The organism is Burkholderia sp. COPS (assembly GCF_019425585.1).
GTDB classification, from domain to species: domain Bacteria; phylum Pseudomonadota; class Gammaproteobacteria; order Burkholderiales; family Burkholderiaceae; genus Burkholderia; species Burkholderia cepacia.
Genome location: NZ_WIXR01000002.1, coordinates 193,290 through 206,946, shown reverse-complemented (window position 1 = coordinate 206,946; position 13,657 = coordinate 193,290). Strand labels below are relative to the sequence as shown.

At 66.4% G+C, this 13,657-nt stretch carries 12 protein-coding genes; 2 read left to right on the top strand and 10 right to left on the bottom strand.

Translation table 11 applies throughout. The features are described 5' to 3' along the window. Positions 1-9: 9 nt before the first annotated feature. The 10 genes from FOZ70_RS01450 to FOZ70_RS01405 all read right to left on the bottom strand — a co-directional run bounded on the left by FOZ70_RS01450 (position 10) and on the right by FOZ70_RS01405 (position 12,614). On the bottom strand, positions 10-939 hold the full coding sequence (locus FOZ70_RS01450) for a LysR family transcriptional regulator (protein WP_048027736.1): 930 nt from the start codon (positions 937-939) through the stop codon (positions 10-12). A 292-nt stretch (positions 940-1,231) separates the two neighbouring features. Continuing rightward, positions 1,232-2,251, bottom strand: coding sequence for a cyclase family protein (locus tag FOZ70_RS01445; protein WP_059710593.1), 1,020 nt, complete (start codon positions 2,249-2,251; stop codon positions 1,232-1,234). Continuing rightward, positions 2,248-3,741, bottom strand: a complete 1,494-nt coding sequence (locus FOZ70_RS01440; RefSeq protein ID WP_053077831.1) for an MmgE/PrpD family protein — start codon at positions 3,739-3,741, stop codon at positions 2,248-2,250. The genes FOZ70_RS01445 and FOZ70_RS01440 overlap by 4 nt, the downstream gene beginning before the upstream one ends. Next, positions 3,738-4,610, bottom strand: coding sequence for a CoA ester lyase (locus FOZ70_RS01435; protein WP_021156600.1), 873 nt, complete (start codon positions 4,608-4,610; stop codon positions 3,738-3,740). The genes FOZ70_RS01440 and FOZ70_RS01435 overlap by 4 nt, the downstream gene beginning before the upstream one ends. Next, positions 4,607-5,830: a CoA transferase gene (locus tag FOZ70_RS01430; protein ID WP_059710595.1), complete on the bottom strand. Its 1,224-nt coding sequence runs from the start codon at positions 5,828-5,830 to the stop codon at positions 4,607-4,609. The genes FOZ70_RS01435 and FOZ70_RS01430 overlap by 4 nt, the downstream gene beginning before the upstream one ends. A 117-nt stretch (positions 5,831-5,947) precedes the next feature. Beyond that, positions 5,948-7,111 carry a zinc-binding alcohol dehydrogenase family protein gene (locus tag FOZ70_RS01425; RefSeq protein WP_027792762.1) on the bottom strand — a complete coding sequence of 388 codons (1,164 nt, stop codon included), beginning with the start codon at positions 7,109-7,111 and terminating at the stop codon, positions 5,948-5,950. Between the two features lie 58 nt (positions 7,112-7,169). Continuing rightward, positions 7,170-7,757 (bottom strand): hydrolase, encoded by a 588-nt coding sequence (locus FOZ70_RS01420; protein ID WP_219704803.1) that lies wholly within the window; start codon positions 7,755-7,757, stop codon positions 7,170-7,172. A 9-nt stretch (positions 7,758-7,766) separates the two neighbouring features. Next, positions 7,767-9,260 carry an MFS transporter gene (locus tag FOZ70_RS01415; RefSeq protein WP_258025512.1) on the bottom strand — a complete coding sequence of 498 codons (1,494 nt, stop codon included), beginning with the start codon at positions 9,258-9,260 and terminating at the stop codon, positions 7,767-7,769. Between the two features lie 642 nt (positions 9,261-9,902). Then, complete coding sequence (locus FOZ70_RS01410) at positions 9,903-10,994, bottom strand: triacylglycerol lipase (RefSeq protein ID WP_021156595.1); 1,092 nt, start codon at positions 10,992-10,994, stop codon at positions 9,903-9,905. 666 nt (positions 10,995-11,660) lie between these two features. Then, positions 11,661-12,614 carry a LysR substrate-binding domain-containing protein gene (locus tag FOZ70_RS01405; RefSeq protein WP_060148101.1) on the bottom strand — a complete coding sequence of 318 codons (954 nt, stop codon included), beginning with the start codon at positions 12,612-12,614 and terminating at the stop codon, positions 11,661-11,663. Between the two features lie 166 nt (positions 12,615-12,780). On the opposite strand from FOZ70_RS01405, the gene FOZ70_RS01400 reads away from it, so the two are divergent. Next, positions 12,781-13,323, top strand: coding sequence for a sugar ABC transporter (locus FOZ70_RS01400; protein WP_219704801.1), 543 nt, complete (start codon positions 12,781-12,783; stop codon positions 13,321-13,323). Between the two features lie 7 nt (positions 13,324-13,330). Continuing rightward, positions 13,331-13,657: a hypothetical protein gene (locus tag FOZ70_RS01395; RefSeq protein WP_219704800.1), complete on the top strand. Its 327-nt coding sequence runs from the start codon at positions 13,331-13,333 to the stop codon at positions 13,655-13,657.

The window sequence follows — 13,657 nt, the reverse complement described above, 5'->3', positions numbered from 1 at the left end:
GAACGAACCCTAAGCTTCCGCCGCGACGCCGTGCCGTTCGAGCGCTTCCGCGACCTCGACGATGCGGCTGCGCAACCACGCGTGCGCGTTGCTGCCGTCGTAGCGCCGGTGCCAGTACAGCGACCACGCGACGGGCTCCATCGCGAGCGGCAGGTCGCGGATCACGAGCCGCGCGTCGTCGAGGCTCAGCGCATGCCGCTCCGACATGATCACCGCGTACGGCAGCGCATCCAGCATGTTCGGCACGACGAGCCAGTGCGGCACGTTGAGCGCGATGCGCCGCGTGCAGTTCATGTTCGCAAGCAGGTTGTCGACCAGGCTGTGGTCGACCGGATTGATCGTCACGTTGAGGAAGTCGAGCGCGAGGAACCGTTCGAGCGTCAGCGGCATGCCCGCTTCCGGATGGCTGCGGCTCATCACGCAGACCATCCGGTCATGAAACACGATTTGCGACGACAGCGCGCCCGAATGTTCGAGGCCGGCACTGATCGCCAGGTCGAGCAGCCCGGATTCGAGTGCGTCGGCGGTCTTGGCGGCACTCATGTGCACGACGTCCATGCCGATATTCGGGCTGGTCAAGCGCATGCAGCGCAGCAGAGCCGGCAGCAAAAGCAATTCGGTGAGATCCGACATGCGCAACGTGAAATGGCGCTCGGACGTAAAAGGATTGAATTGATAATCCGATTCAAATAATTCCTCGATTTGTTGCATGATCTGTCGAATCGGCATCGCCAGCGCCTGTGCGCGCGGCGTCAACTCCATGCCGACCGCGGTGCGCGCCAGGATCTCGTCCTTGAACAGGAACCGCAGCCGCGCCAGCGCGTTGCTGACGGCCGGCTGCGTGAGGCCGACCTTCTGGCCGGCCCGGGTGACCTGTTTCTCCGTCAATAGCGCATCGAGTATGACCAGCAGGTTCAGATCGATCGAACGTAGATTCATGTTTGCGACCATCCACTAAACAGGTTAAACACCGCCTCCGATTGCGATTGAAAAATTCCGCAATCGGAGCAATCCCCTGATATTTAGTGCAATGCACAAGAATAGTCCAATCTTGACGTATCTATATTTTTAGGTATCGAGCGGTATTGGTTAATTTTTTAAATTAGTTGGTCCGTTTCGCGTCGATTCTTCCGGATACCGTACCAATCGGTCATTTGATTCGCGATTTTTGAAAAAAGGTCGCATTGCAAAAAAATGCGGGCGAACGCCGCCCCGGCGGCCGCCCGCAAGCTCAAACGGTCGCGACCGGATTCGCCGGTGCGCCGACCAGGCCGCGGATATGCAGCGGCGGCGCGGTCAGCAGAAACCGGTTCCGACCGTGTGCATGCAGCCAGTTCGCGAGCGGCGTCAGGTGCCACAGCTCGCCGAGGTGAATGCCGAGCTTGAACAGGCACAGTTCGTGAAGCGGCATCAGCGCGCCCGGTTGCGCGAGCGGCTGCGCATGTTGCGGACGTTCCTCGATCGCATGGTTGTCGGCCACGAGCGCGGCCAGCCCCGATTCGTCGATCCATTGCAGCAGCCGCGCATCGCCGCTGTCCAGCACGCACGCGCTCGCGACCGTCGCCGGCGATCCGCCGTCGTCATGCAGCAGCAGATCCGCAAAGCCGGTGTGAATGCAGACGATGTCGCCGCGCTCGACCTGCACGCGGTCCGCCTCCATCACCTGCATCAGTTGCGCGAAGCCGACCTTCGTGCGCGCGTCGCCGAAATGACGCCGCAGGTCGATCAGCACGCCGCGCCCCTGCACGCCCGTTTGCGCCATCACCTCGATGCCGAGCGCGTGCGCGCCGCCCGTCGCGTCGCCCTCTTGCGGCACCCGCAGATGTTCGCCCATCCGGAAACCGTTGTAGAACACGATTTCAGGCACGCCGTCGTCGTCCGCGTCGAACACGCCGCCCACGTGCGACAGGCCGTCCCATTGCGTCGAGAACTGCGAGTGCATGCAGAACGAATCGTCGCAGACCACATCGGTTGCGTTCGCAACCTGTTCGTCCGCGCGATAACCGAAATACGGCTTGTCGCCGAGCAGCGCCGGCATGATCGCGGGTGGCCGCCGCCGCGCGTTCAGCCCGCCGCCGCGCGGCACGTCGAGCGGCAGGCTCAGCGAGAACGACAGCCCCTCCCGCACTTCGGCCGCGCCCTGCCGCACCTTGTCCGGCGTCAGCCAGTTCAGCCGCCCCTTCTGATCGTCGGGACCGAAGTCGCCCCAGTTCGAGCCGGGCGGCCGCTTTTTCCAGCGGGGTGCATTCAAGATCGGTGTCCTCCTTCAATGCCCGACGTCAGCGCCGCGAGCGCATCGAGCGGCGCATCGTCGGCGAGCGACCGTACCGCGTCGCGCAGCGCGAGCGCGCGCTCCATGCCGAGCGCCGAACTCGCTGCCAGCACGAATTTCGCGGTGAGTTCCTGCTCGGTCAGCGGCCGCGAATTCGTGCCCTTGCTCGACTCGATCCACGCCTCGCGCACTTGCCCGTCGCGCAGCTCGACGCGCAGCACGGCCGGCAGGAAATGCGGAAAGCGCGCATCGCACCATGGATCGGCCACGCAACGCACCTTCGCGGCCAGGGCGCGCCGTGCGGGGTCCCGCGCGAGCGCATCGTCGAAATCGTCGAACCAGACGCCGAGCCCGCCGCCGCCGAGCAGCGCCGCCGCGACCGTGTACGGCCCCGAGAACGCCGCCGCATAACCGTTCGGCGGATTCGCCTTCAACTCGGCCGGCTCGCCGATCGTACGCAGCGTCGACGTCGCGACCCGCAGCTCGGCCGACACCACGTCGTCCGCCGTCACGCCTTGCGCCTTCAGTTGCAGCGCCGCGTCGATGCCCGGATGCGTGAAGTGGTTGCACGGATACGGCTTGAAGATGATCCGGCTCGTCTCCCATTCGTCGCCCAGGTCGCGCAGTACCGCGTCGACGTCGGCGAGGTCGCCGCACCATGCGTGGAAGAAGCCGAAGCGGCCTTCGAGCGCGGTCGGCGGCGCGGTGACGCCCGCGCCCGCCAGTTCCGCCGCGCTCACGCCCGCATGCGCCGCCCAGCCGCAGTGGATCCGCTTCACCGAGCCGCCGGTGCGGTTCGCTTCGAGCAGGCCCGCGCCCATGCTCGCGGCAATACCGAGCGCCGCCGCGATCTGCGCGGCGTCGAGCCCGAGCAGCATCGCCGCGGCCGCCGCCGCGCCGACCGTGCCGCAGATCGACGTCGCGTGCTGGCCGCGCTCGAAAAACACCGAATTGCCGAGCCGCTCGTTGTAGGCGGCGACGCCCAGCCGGATGCACACCTCGGTGCCGACCGTGATCGCATCGAGCAGCGCCGCGCCCGACGCGCCGCTCGCCTGCGCGGCGGCGAGCGCGGCCGGAATCACCGACGCACTCGGATGCAGCACCGACAGCATGTGCGAATCGTCGAAGTCCATCGCATGCGCGAGCGTGCCGTTGACGAGCGCGGCACTCGCGGCCGGCAGCCGGTCGGGCGCGCCGATCACGCTCGCCGGGCCGGTGCCCGCCCAGCGCCGTGCGACCTGCAGCACCGACTGCACGACCGGTTCGTCGTGCGCGATCAGGCTGTTGCCGACCACGTCGAGCACGCGCGCGGCGGCCTCGACGCGCAGCCGGTATTCCAGCCCTCCGGCGCGCACCTCCGCCGCGAAGCGGCCGAGCGCGCCGACGATGCCGTCGGGCGGCGCGGGCCGGGCCGGTGCAACTGGATCGGCGGCCGCCGCCGGAGCGGAAAGCGTCTCGGGTGTGCTCATGCCAGTGCTCCACTGAGTCGAAGATTGTTCGCGAGCGCGAGCGTCACGCGCGCGTTGGCGATCAGCGGCGGCGCGACCACGCGGCCGTCCGGCAGCACGAAGACCGACGACGCCGAGGCCTTGCCCGCTGCCGCATCGACTGCCTCGAGCACCCGCTCGGCCGCGCGGATCTCGTCTTCCGACGGCGTGAACACCTCGTTGATCACCGCGAGCTGCGACGGATGAATCGCGAAGCGGCCGAGGAACCCCATCGACTTGGCGCGCAACGTCGATTCCCTCAGCCCGTCGAGATCGGGCAGCGTGTGATAGACGGTCTGGATCGGCCCGGCGAGCCCCGCCGCGCGAGACACCACGACGCAGCGCGCGCGGCACACCTCGAGCGTGAAGTTGTCGACGCCGATCTGCAGGTCCGCGCGCAGGTCGCTCTCGCCGAGCCCGATCCGTTCGAGCCGCGGCGACGCGGTCGCGAGTTGGTAAGCCGTCTCGACACCGTAAGCCGACTCGATCAGGATCTGGATGCCCGCCTCGCTGCCGAGCGCGTCGAGCCAGCCCGCCACTTCCTGGATATGCTGCGGCAGGTCGCATTTCGGCAGCCGCAGCGCCTGCAGCGCCGGCTGCGCGATCGCGTCGACGTCGTCGCGACACCACGGGCTGCCGATCGGGTTGATCCGCACGTAGGTCGGCTTCGGCGGGCCTTCCGCGAGAATCGCGGCGGCCGCCTCGCGTGCTTCGGCCTTGTGGCTGGCCGGCACGGCATCCTCGAGGTCGAGCACGATGGCATCGGCTTCGCTTGCATACGCCTTGTCCACCACCTGCGCCTTGTGCGCGGGCACGTAAAGGTAACTGCGGTAGGTTGCGCTGGTTTTCATACAATGCCCCGTTCGGTCAAATCGGCGATCTCGTGCCGCTCCAGCCCCAATGCGCCGAATACTTCGTCGTTGTGCGTGCCGCGCGCCGGCCCGCCCCAGCGGATCGCGCCGGGCGTGTCGGACAGCCGGAACGGCACGTTGTGCGTGCGGAACGCGCCGAGCTCCGCATCGGGCACCGACACGACCGAGCCGAGCGCCGCGTACTGCGGATCGCGGAGCACGTCGGCGACGTCGTAGATCGGCGCGACCGCCGCCTGCGCGCGCTCGAACTCGGCGATTACGTCGTCGCGCGAGCGCTGCGCGATCCAGCCGCCGACCGCCGCATCCAGTTCGTCCGCATGCTTCGCGCGCTCGGCGCCGTTCGCGAACCAGGGTTCGTCGATCAGGTCCGCACGGCCGACGAGGCGCATCACGCGCTCCGCGATGCTGTGCGCCGACGTCGACAGCGCGACCCACTTGCCGTCCGACGTGCGGTACACCCCGCGCGGCGAATTGTTCGGCGAACGATTGCCGGTGCGCTCGGGCACCCGGCCCGTCTGGTCGTAGCTCGCGACCTGCGCGCCCATCGCGGCGAGCATCGTCTCGATGATCGCGAGATCGACGACCTGGCCGCGCCCGGTGTGCTCGCGCGCCTTCAGCGCCGTCATGATCGCGAACGCGGCGTTCAGCCCCGCGACGGTGTCCGCGAGCGGGAACGACGGCAGCAGCGGCGGCCCGTCGGCCTCGCCGGTGACCGACGCGAGCCCGCTCATCGCCTCGGCCAGCGTCCCGAAGCCGGGGCGGCTCGCATACGGGCCGAACTGCCCGAAGCCCGTCACCCGCACGAGCACGAGCCGCGGGTTGATCGCGGACAGCACGTCGTAACCGAGCCCCCAGCGTTCGAGCGTGCCGGGCCGGAAATTCTCGACGACCACGTCCGCCTGCGCCGCCATTTCACGGAAGATCCGCTGGCCGTCGGCCGTGCCGAGATTCAGCGTGACGGCCCGCTTGTTGCGCGCGAGCACCTTCCACCACAACGGCACGTCGTCGCGACGCGCGCCGTACTTGCGCGCCGGATCGCCGTCCGGATGCTCGACCTTGATCACGTCGGCGCCGTAGTCCGCCAGCATCGTCGCCGCGAGCGGCCCCGCGAACAACGTCGCGGCGTCGATCACGCGAATGCCGTCGAGCGGCGCCGGTTTGGACGCGTCCGACGCCGCACCGGTGTCGACGCCCCCCATTTCCACAGTGGCCATGCCGTTCTCCAGTCAGATGGATTGCACGGCGCGCCGCACACCGACATCATCTGCATGACTAATCGTCTTGCAGCGATGCGGGCGCGGCGCGCGACCTGCCGCTCAGACGGCGTTGATCCGGTAGATCGGGAAATACGTCTGGATCTTCCCGTTCAGGTAGTCGGACGCGAGCTTCGGCACCTCGTCGAAATCGAAGATCTCGGTCGGCTCCTCGCCGATCCAGCCGCTCGTTTCCTGGAAATCGCGGATCGTGATGCTGTCGTCGTAGCGCCACGCGTGCGTGTGGATGTGCAGGCGGCGGTTGATGCACTCCGTCGCGCGCAGGTTCCACAGGCGCATCCCGGTCTTCCAGCCGACCGTCGTGACGATACCGGTGCGGCCGACCACGCGCATCGTCGCGCGATACAGTGCGCCGCCGAGGTTGTCGAGGAAGATCGCGACGCCGCGGCCGCCGCTCAGCTCCGCGATCGTCTCCGCGAACACGCGCTCCGACTCGCGATAGCTCGCCTGGTACTCCGGGTCGGTCTTGTAGCGTTCGTCGTCATACGCGAGGTTCGGGAACTTGCGGCGATCGACCGGCGTGATGCCGAGCTTCGCGAGCTCCTCGAGGCGCCGGTCGTTGCTCGCCGTCATCGCGACGCGAAAACCCTCGCGCTTCGCGAGCTGCAGTTCGGCGAGCGTCGTGCCGCCGCCCCAGCCGAACACCAGGTAGTCGGCCGGATCGACGTCCGGCAGCTGCGAGCGCCAGCACGTCGACGCCACCTTCCAGTTGTCCCACGCGGTGAAGTAGCGGCCGTACGTCGCCCATTGCAGCAGCGAATGCCGGCTGTCCGTCGGCACCGCCACGAGGTTGTCGGCGCGCATCTTGGTCCGCTGCGCCATCACGCCGATCGTGCCCGGCGCGTCGTATGCGTAGACGAGCTCGGCGAACCCGTATTCGTCGCGCTTGCCGAACGGCATCACCATGCAGATCTCGCCTTCCTTCAGCGTCTTCACGCCGCTGCCGCGCTCGACGATGCGCACCAGCGCACCGTTGCCGAGCACGATCTTGTCCTCGCGGCGCTGCCGGCAGATGTCGACCGGATTGCGCGACAGCGCGTGGTCGAGGTTCGCCTCCCACGATCCGTACAGCGGCTCGACCAGCACCTCGTCGGCTTCCAGATCGGAGAATTCGAAGGTCTCGCGACGCAGTTCGCCCGCCACGGGCGCCTGCTTCCTGCTCGGTTCCGGTCCTGCGTAGAGAACCCATGCATCGGTCTTGATCATCGTCATGCCTCGGTAAATGACTCTGTTTGAATGGTGCACGCCGAACACGCCGCTTCGTTCAGCGCGAATACGCCTGCTTCAGTGCCGCCTCCACGTCGGCCGTCGCGGCGACCTGCCCGAGCTTCGGGAAGATCTGCGTCAGCGCGAAGGTCTGCGCGTCGGTGGACGACGTGCTGACCGCGTCGCTGACGACGACGACGTTGTAGTTGTTCTCGTATGCCTGGCGCGCCGTCGATTCGACGCCGATGTTGGTTGCGATCCCGGTCAGCACGATGTCCGTGATGCCGCGACGACGCAGCTGCACGTCGAGGTCGGTGCCGGTGAACGCGCCCCACTGGTGCTTCGTCACGACGATGTCGGACGGCCCGACGCCGAGCGCCGGCGTGAACGCGCTCCATTCGGGGTCGAGATTCGGCGGCGCCGACGGCGCATCCGTCCTGACCTTCAGCGCGACGCCGCCGTCCGGCTGGTAGCTCGTGTGCACGTAGATCACGGGGAGCTTCAACGCGCGGAACGCGGTCGCGAGCTCGACCGTCTTCGCCACGACCTGCGCGCCGGTGTAGGGCACGACCGGCAGCGACACGATGCCGTTCTGCAGATCGATGGCGACCAGGGCGACCGCGCGATTGAGCGTCGGAGTGGACATGTCAAAACCTCACTTCTGTTGGGGGATGGAAGAAGCGGCGGTATCCAGGTGCCGGCTCGACGCTGCGTTGAGCAGCAGCAGCACGCTGATGACCGCCAGGACGATGGCCAGCTCGCGCAGGCCGCGATCGCTCGCCGGATGGCCGAGCGCCAGCCCGACGAGCGCAAACGACAGGCTGCCGCCGACATACTGCGCAGTGCGGTACAGCCCCGAGGCCGTGCCGATCCGGTCGTGCGGCGCACTCTGGTAGAGCGCGGCCTGGTTTCCGAGATTGTTGAAGCCGTTCGGCACGCCGAACACGATCGATAGCAGTACGATCGACCAGACCGGCATCGCGCTGGTGAGCAGGCTCATCACGACGCTGCCGACGCACAGCATCGCGGAACCGATGATCAGCACCGGCCGCGAGCCGTGACCGTGTGCGAGGCGGGTCGCGAGCATCGTCGCCACGGTGCCGATCCCCGCGACCGGCAGCATCACGAGGCCGGCGTCGGCGGCAGACAGGCGCTTGGCCTCCTGCAGCCACATCGGCAGCGCATAGAAGATCGCGTAGAACACCGCGTAGGTGCCGACGCAACGCAGGTACGTACTCGTGAGCGCACGGTTGTCGCCGAGCATGCGGATGTCGATCAGCGGCGTCGCCGCCCGCCGCTCGTGCCCGACCAGCACCGGGCACAGCACCAGCGTCGCGACGAGCAGCAGCCAGTCGGGATCGTGCGTGACCGATTGCAGGAACAGCAGCAGGCTCGCGAGCGTCAGGACGAACAGCACGACGCCCGGCAGGTCCAGTTCCTTCAGCGTGCCACGCAGCGTGCGGCGTTGCTGCGCGCCGCGCGGGGCGACGTCGGCCGGAATCCACAGCCACGCCAGCACGAACGCGAGCAGCACGATCGGCACGTTGATCCAGAAGATCGCGCGCCAGCCGGCGAACTGCACGAGCGCGCCGCCGAGCGGCGGCCCGAACGCGACGGCCACCTGTGCCGCCACCGAGATCGCGCCGAGCCCGCCCGTCGGCGTCGCGCCGTTCGCGTGCCGCTGCGACCACGTGCGGATCATCGCCATGCCGGCCGGATACGCGGCCGACGTGCCGATGCCGAGCGCGACGCGCGACGCGATCAGCCACCCGAGCGACGGTGCGAACGGCGCGAGCGCGGACGCGATCAACACGATCGCGAGGCCGATGCAGAAGATCCGCTTCGCGCCGAACCGGTCGGCCAGTCGCCCCATCGTCGGCTGGCCGACGGCCGTCGCGAGATAAAGGCCCGACACGAGCCACAGGGTGTCGATGCGTTCATGCCCGTGCGGATTGAACGCCTGCTGGATGCTGACGAGCGCGACCGCGATCATCGACGAGTTCAGCGCGTTGAGCAGCGTGCCGAGCACGATCGGGCCCACCAGCCTGGCCGGCAGGCGCGGGCCCGCCGTACGCGCATTGCCGCCTGCCGGCGTGACACCGGAAGTCGGGGCTGACACTTTGGCAGGTCGATCGCGGTTCGTTGTCATGGCATCGTCACAGGGTGGTTTCGGATCGCTCGATCAAATTCGAACGTGCGTTCACCTTACCGTTACGATTGCCGTGAATGAAATGGATTGTTGCGATGCACACATTCGTCGCTTGAATGCGGATCGCGAACCGCGATGATCGAGCGCGTCTCCGGCGAGCCAGGAATGAAATCGTCAAACGCCCTGCATTCCTTGCTGGACGGTCATACTCTCGGGTCGAGACGGATTTTTCAGTTGGAGTACGAAGCGATTTTCCCCGTGCACTTCCAACGACTGACGATCGTTTTATGCGGCAGTGCAACGGGAATTCAGAGCAGTGGCTCTAGACCGGCCCCACACTCTCGAGTGCGGGGTAATCGACGTCGTTGCGCCCTGCGCCAGCAGAATGAGATCCTGACGCGTTCGAGGCTGACAGGGCCGCATGGCCGATTGCCTTTACAACATCGCGCCGACGCCTCCGGAACGGTTCCGCGATGATGCGCGTTTCGACCGCGCTGAAGCACGGATAGGCCACGCCCTGGTGACCGTTATCGACAACGCGCTGAAGAAACCACTCGATGCACGACGATCCGCCCGATCACGGCAGGCGCGACGCCGGACATGCCGGCGTCGCGCGATGCCGCGCTTGCTCCCTGTCATCGATTACACGCCTTGATTCTTCAACCGGTTCGCGTGCGTGCGGATTACCGCAACCGGATCCTCCACATTCGCGCCGAGCACGCCGAGGATCTGGTTGATCGCATCGGTGTGATTCCAGTGATATGTGCCGAGCACCTGGCCAAACCTCGCGCTGCATTGCGACACGACGCCGTCGTTCGGACCTGCGCTGCGATTGATCATCACCGTGCCGCTGCCGAGGAGTGCCAGCGTTGACGGATCGAGCGCGTTCGCCGGATCGGTGACCCCGCTCACGCTCGTATCGACGGCCCCCGTCACGCCGGCCACCGTCGCTGTCGGCTGGATCGCCGTGCCGCCCCACGAATAAAGCAGATGCGTATTGCCGCCGACAGTCTCCGTTGGCGCGCCGGTTTGACACGAGCCCGGCGCACCGAGACCGGCGCTCGGGAATTTCTGGTTGTATGCGGCGGCCTTTGCCGTCGTCAGCACCGACAACGCCTGAATCGCATTCTGGTTCGTATTGAAGTTGCTGCTCGTCAACGTGCCGAGCGCATTCGCGAATGCGCCGAGCACGGTCGACGACAGGCCGGTCGGGTCCGTCTGCAACAGTTGCTGGACGAAGTCCGCGAATTGCGAGCCCCAGTGCGGCGTACTGATCGTCGTCACCGACGCGACCAGTTCCGGCGCAACGGACGCAACATAACGCGATGTCAGGCCGCCCTGGCTATGGCCGATCAGATTCACCTTCTGCGCGCCCGTTGCCGCAAGCACCTGCTTCACGAACGCAAGCAATTGCTCGCCACGCCCGTTCGGGCCATCGTCGCTCTGGAAGCCGGACAGGTTGGCAACGTATACCGCCGCACCGTGCGCCCGCAGGTCCTCCGGAATGCGATACCAGTACTCGACGACGCCACCGTACTTGTCGGTGCCGGTCAGCCCGTGCACGAGAATGATCGGGTACCGGGTCGCCGCGTAGTCGTCAACGGCGGTCGTCGCGGCGGAAGCGGCCTGTGCGCCGGCCAGCGACAGAACGGTTCCAACACTCGCGGCCGGGGCCGCGTTCATGGCGATCGCCACCACGGTCGCCACTGCCTTCGCTCGTATCGATCTGCTCATCTTGCTCTCCATTTTTTACGTACATGTCAGTTGCTCGAGGATGAGGATGCGGAAATCGCTGATGCAGCGACGCTTTCGGCATTGAAGCGTCGCCCGCGCGCGGGATGTCGGCTGTACCCCACTCGACGGCTCGGCGCGACGGGACTCCGATACCGGAAAACGAATAAAAACGAACACAAACGAACGTTTTCGCACCAGCACGCGAAGTGAATCACGTTCAACAACGCTGTGCAGGTTGTTAGACAGGGCCCTCCAGTCAGTTGACAACGGGTGCATCAACCACTAGATCCATCGATCTTCCTCGACGTCTTGTGATCCCGGCCGTTGCGGCTTTGCACCGACAAGCACCACGCGGATCACACGTTTCCGGCCACAGGAGACCGCAACGCCGGATGCCACAACCGCACCGGCACCTCGACCCGCCGGACGTGCCTTATCGCGTTGCCGTCATGGAGCAATGGTCATCAAGGATGCGAAGGAGACCAAACGATCATGTGGAAGAACCCGCATTGCGCGGGTGGAACCGGTTTTCAGTGCCGGCAGCACTGTTGGTCCTGGAGCTTTGCAGGCCCGTCGGTTGGGCGCATACGCGCGGCTGACAGGAGCATTCGGCAGGCGGTGTCTCGCCGAGCGCGGCGTACCTGATCGCGGCCTGCGTGCGGCGAATCAACGTGGAGAGGAAGCACCGCGCTGACGTCTGCCTCGCGGCGTGCGTCGGGCGCTACCGTGCGGTGCCAGGCCCGGCGCGTCATTCAGCATCCACGTCGCGAAAGCCTGCAACGGCCCCTGGGCCAGTTCGATCGGTTCGGGCAGGACGAGGCAGAAGTTTTTCGTGACGGACTTGCCCGCCGGCCAGGGTGCGACCAGCCGCCCCTGCTCGAGCTCCGCGTCGACGTAAAGACGCGGCACTAGCGCGACACCCAGGCCCGCGAGCGCCGCTTCGATCAGCATCGAATGGAGATCGTAGCGCGCGCCAATCGCCGAGTTGCCCAGCACGATGCCGGACTCCTGCGCATAGGCCTGCCACGCGTCCGGGTTCTGCCGCCGGTGAAGGCGTGGCAATGCGTCCAGCGACGGGTTCGCCCCGGCGTCCGCCAGCAACGCCGGACTGCACACGGGCACCAGCACTTCCTCCAGCAGCGGATGCAGATGCATTCCAGCCCACGCCGGATGCTCGAAATGGATGGCGGCGTCGAAACCGCTCCCGGCCAGCAGGAACGGTTCCATGCGCTCGGCGATATGGACCGTGACGTTCGGATGCCGATCCTGAAAGTGTTTCAGCCGGGGGATCAGCCAGCGCGTGGCGAAGGTCGGAATGGCGGCGATATCGATGCTCGCGCCTTCGACGGGCTGCCCCATCAGGTACAGGCTGTCCCGTTCCAGCCGATCCAGGATCTCGCGAACCTGCACCGCATACCGCGCACCGTTCGGTGCCAGCCGTACCCGGTTGCCGATCCGCTCGAACAGCGTGACACCCAGGAACGCCTCCAGCCGGCCGATCTGACGGCTGACGGCGCCCTCGGTTCGGGCGAGTTCATCGGCGGCTCGGGCAAAGCTGCCGTGTCGGGCCGCGGCTTCGAACGCCTGCAGCGCGGAATTGCTCGGGATCTTGCGGGGCATGCGTGGCTCGCCGGTCAGGGTGGGTTCGACGTCAGCTTGAGCAAATATCACTGAAGGCTGACTTTATTTCGTTTTATGGGGTGCAAATGCGAGCTTAGCATTACGTTACCGCACTGACCATCAAGCGCCCGCCGTGGGACGTGCATCTTGCTCAAAGGACGATCCGATGATCTACACCGTGGAATGCAGCTTCGCCGACGTCGACAGCGAAGCCGAATGGAACGACTTCTACAGCCTTGAAAAGCTGCCTGCCCTGATCTCGGTGACGGGATTTCACACGTCGCAGCGGTTCAAGGCGATCGGCAGCGGTTGCCCCGTCTATCTGGCGATTCACACAATCGACGGTCTCGATGTGCTGACCGGCGACGAATATCGCCGGAAAGGCGGCGGCAATTTTGCGAAATGGCAGCAACACATCACCGACTGGCATCGCAATCTCTATTCCGATATCGGATTGGCCCCGGCGGTGGCGGAAGGCGAACGCCTCGCGCTGTGCGCCGGCGGCCCTGATCCGCTGATCCGGTTGGGCCTCCGCCCGCTGGCCATGCAAGCCGTCGCGCTGGAGCAGTTACCGGCACGACGCTGGCTCGCCGTCGTGCCGCGCAACAGCGTGCCGCTTGTCGAGGAGCGCACGGAAGGCATTCACCTTTATGCGCCGATGACGGAGCAACTGACGAGCGCACGTGCCCCTTCGACTGCCCGGGAGTGAGCCCACGATGCCGAACGTCACTTTCTCGATCGATGCACAGCGGATGCCCGCTGACGAAAATCTTGCCGAGCTGTCGCGCGACTGCGTCGAGCTCTGTACGCATGTGCTCGGCGCCGAGCTCAGGAACGTCCACGTCATTTTTCAGGCGGTTCTGCACGGGCACGGACATCCTGTCTACGCGGACATTCGGTATCGTGCCGGGGCACCCCGCACGTCGGCGGTCATGGACCGGTTCATGGAAGCGCTGGATCGTGCGATCGTCCGGCGCACCGGCCTCACCGCGCGCATTCGGTGTTTTGCTTACACCGCGTCGAACATTCACGCCCGCAACTAA

Bases quoted from the DNA above. Each gene is read 5' to 3' on its own strand.
- FOZ70_RS01450 (WP_048027736.1), bottom strand. From the start codon at position 939: ATGAATCTACGTTCGATCGATCTGAACCTGCTGGTCATACTCGATGCG.
- FOZ70_RS01440 (WP_053077831.1), bottom strand. From the start codon at position 3,741: ATGAGCACACCCGAGACGCTTTCCGCTCCGGCGGCGGCCGCCGATCCA.
- FOZ70_RS01435 (WP_021156600.1), bottom strand. From the start codon at position 4,610: ATGAAAACCAGCGCAACCTACCGCAGTTACCTTTACGTGCCCGCGCAC.
- FOZ70_RS01430 (WP_059710595.1), bottom strand. From the start codon at position 5,830: ATGGGGGGCGTCGACACCGGTGCGGCGTCGGACGCGTCCAAACCGGCG.
- FOZ70_RS01425 (WP_027792762.1), bottom strand. From the start codon at position 7,111: ATGATCAAGACCGATGCATGGGTTCTCTACGCAGGACCGGAACCGAGC.
- FOZ70_RS01420 (WP_219704803.1), bottom strand. From the start codon at position 7,757: ATGTCCACTCCGACGCTCAATCGCGCGGTCGCCCTGGTCGCCATCGAT.
- FOZ70_RS01415 (WP_258025512.1), bottom strand. From the start codon at position 9,260: ATGACAACGAACCGCGATCGACCTGCCAAAGTGTCAGCCCCGACTTCC.
- FOZ70_RS01410 (WP_021156595.1), bottom strand. From the start codon at position 10,994: ATGAGCAGATCGATACGAGCGAAGGCAGTGGCGACCGTGGTGGCGATC.
- FOZ70_RS01405 (WP_060148101.1), bottom strand. From the start codon at position 12,614: ATGCCCCGCAAGATCCCGAGCAATTCCGCGCTGCAGGCGTTCGAAGCC.
- FOZ70_RS01400 (WP_219704801.1), top strand. From the start codon at position 12,781: ATGATCTACACCGTGGAATGCAGCTTCGCCGACGTCGACAGCGAAGCC.
- FOZ70_RS01395 (WP_219704800.1), top strand. From the start codon at position 13,331: ATGCCGAACGTCACTTTCTCGATCGATGCACAGCGGATGCCCGCTGAC.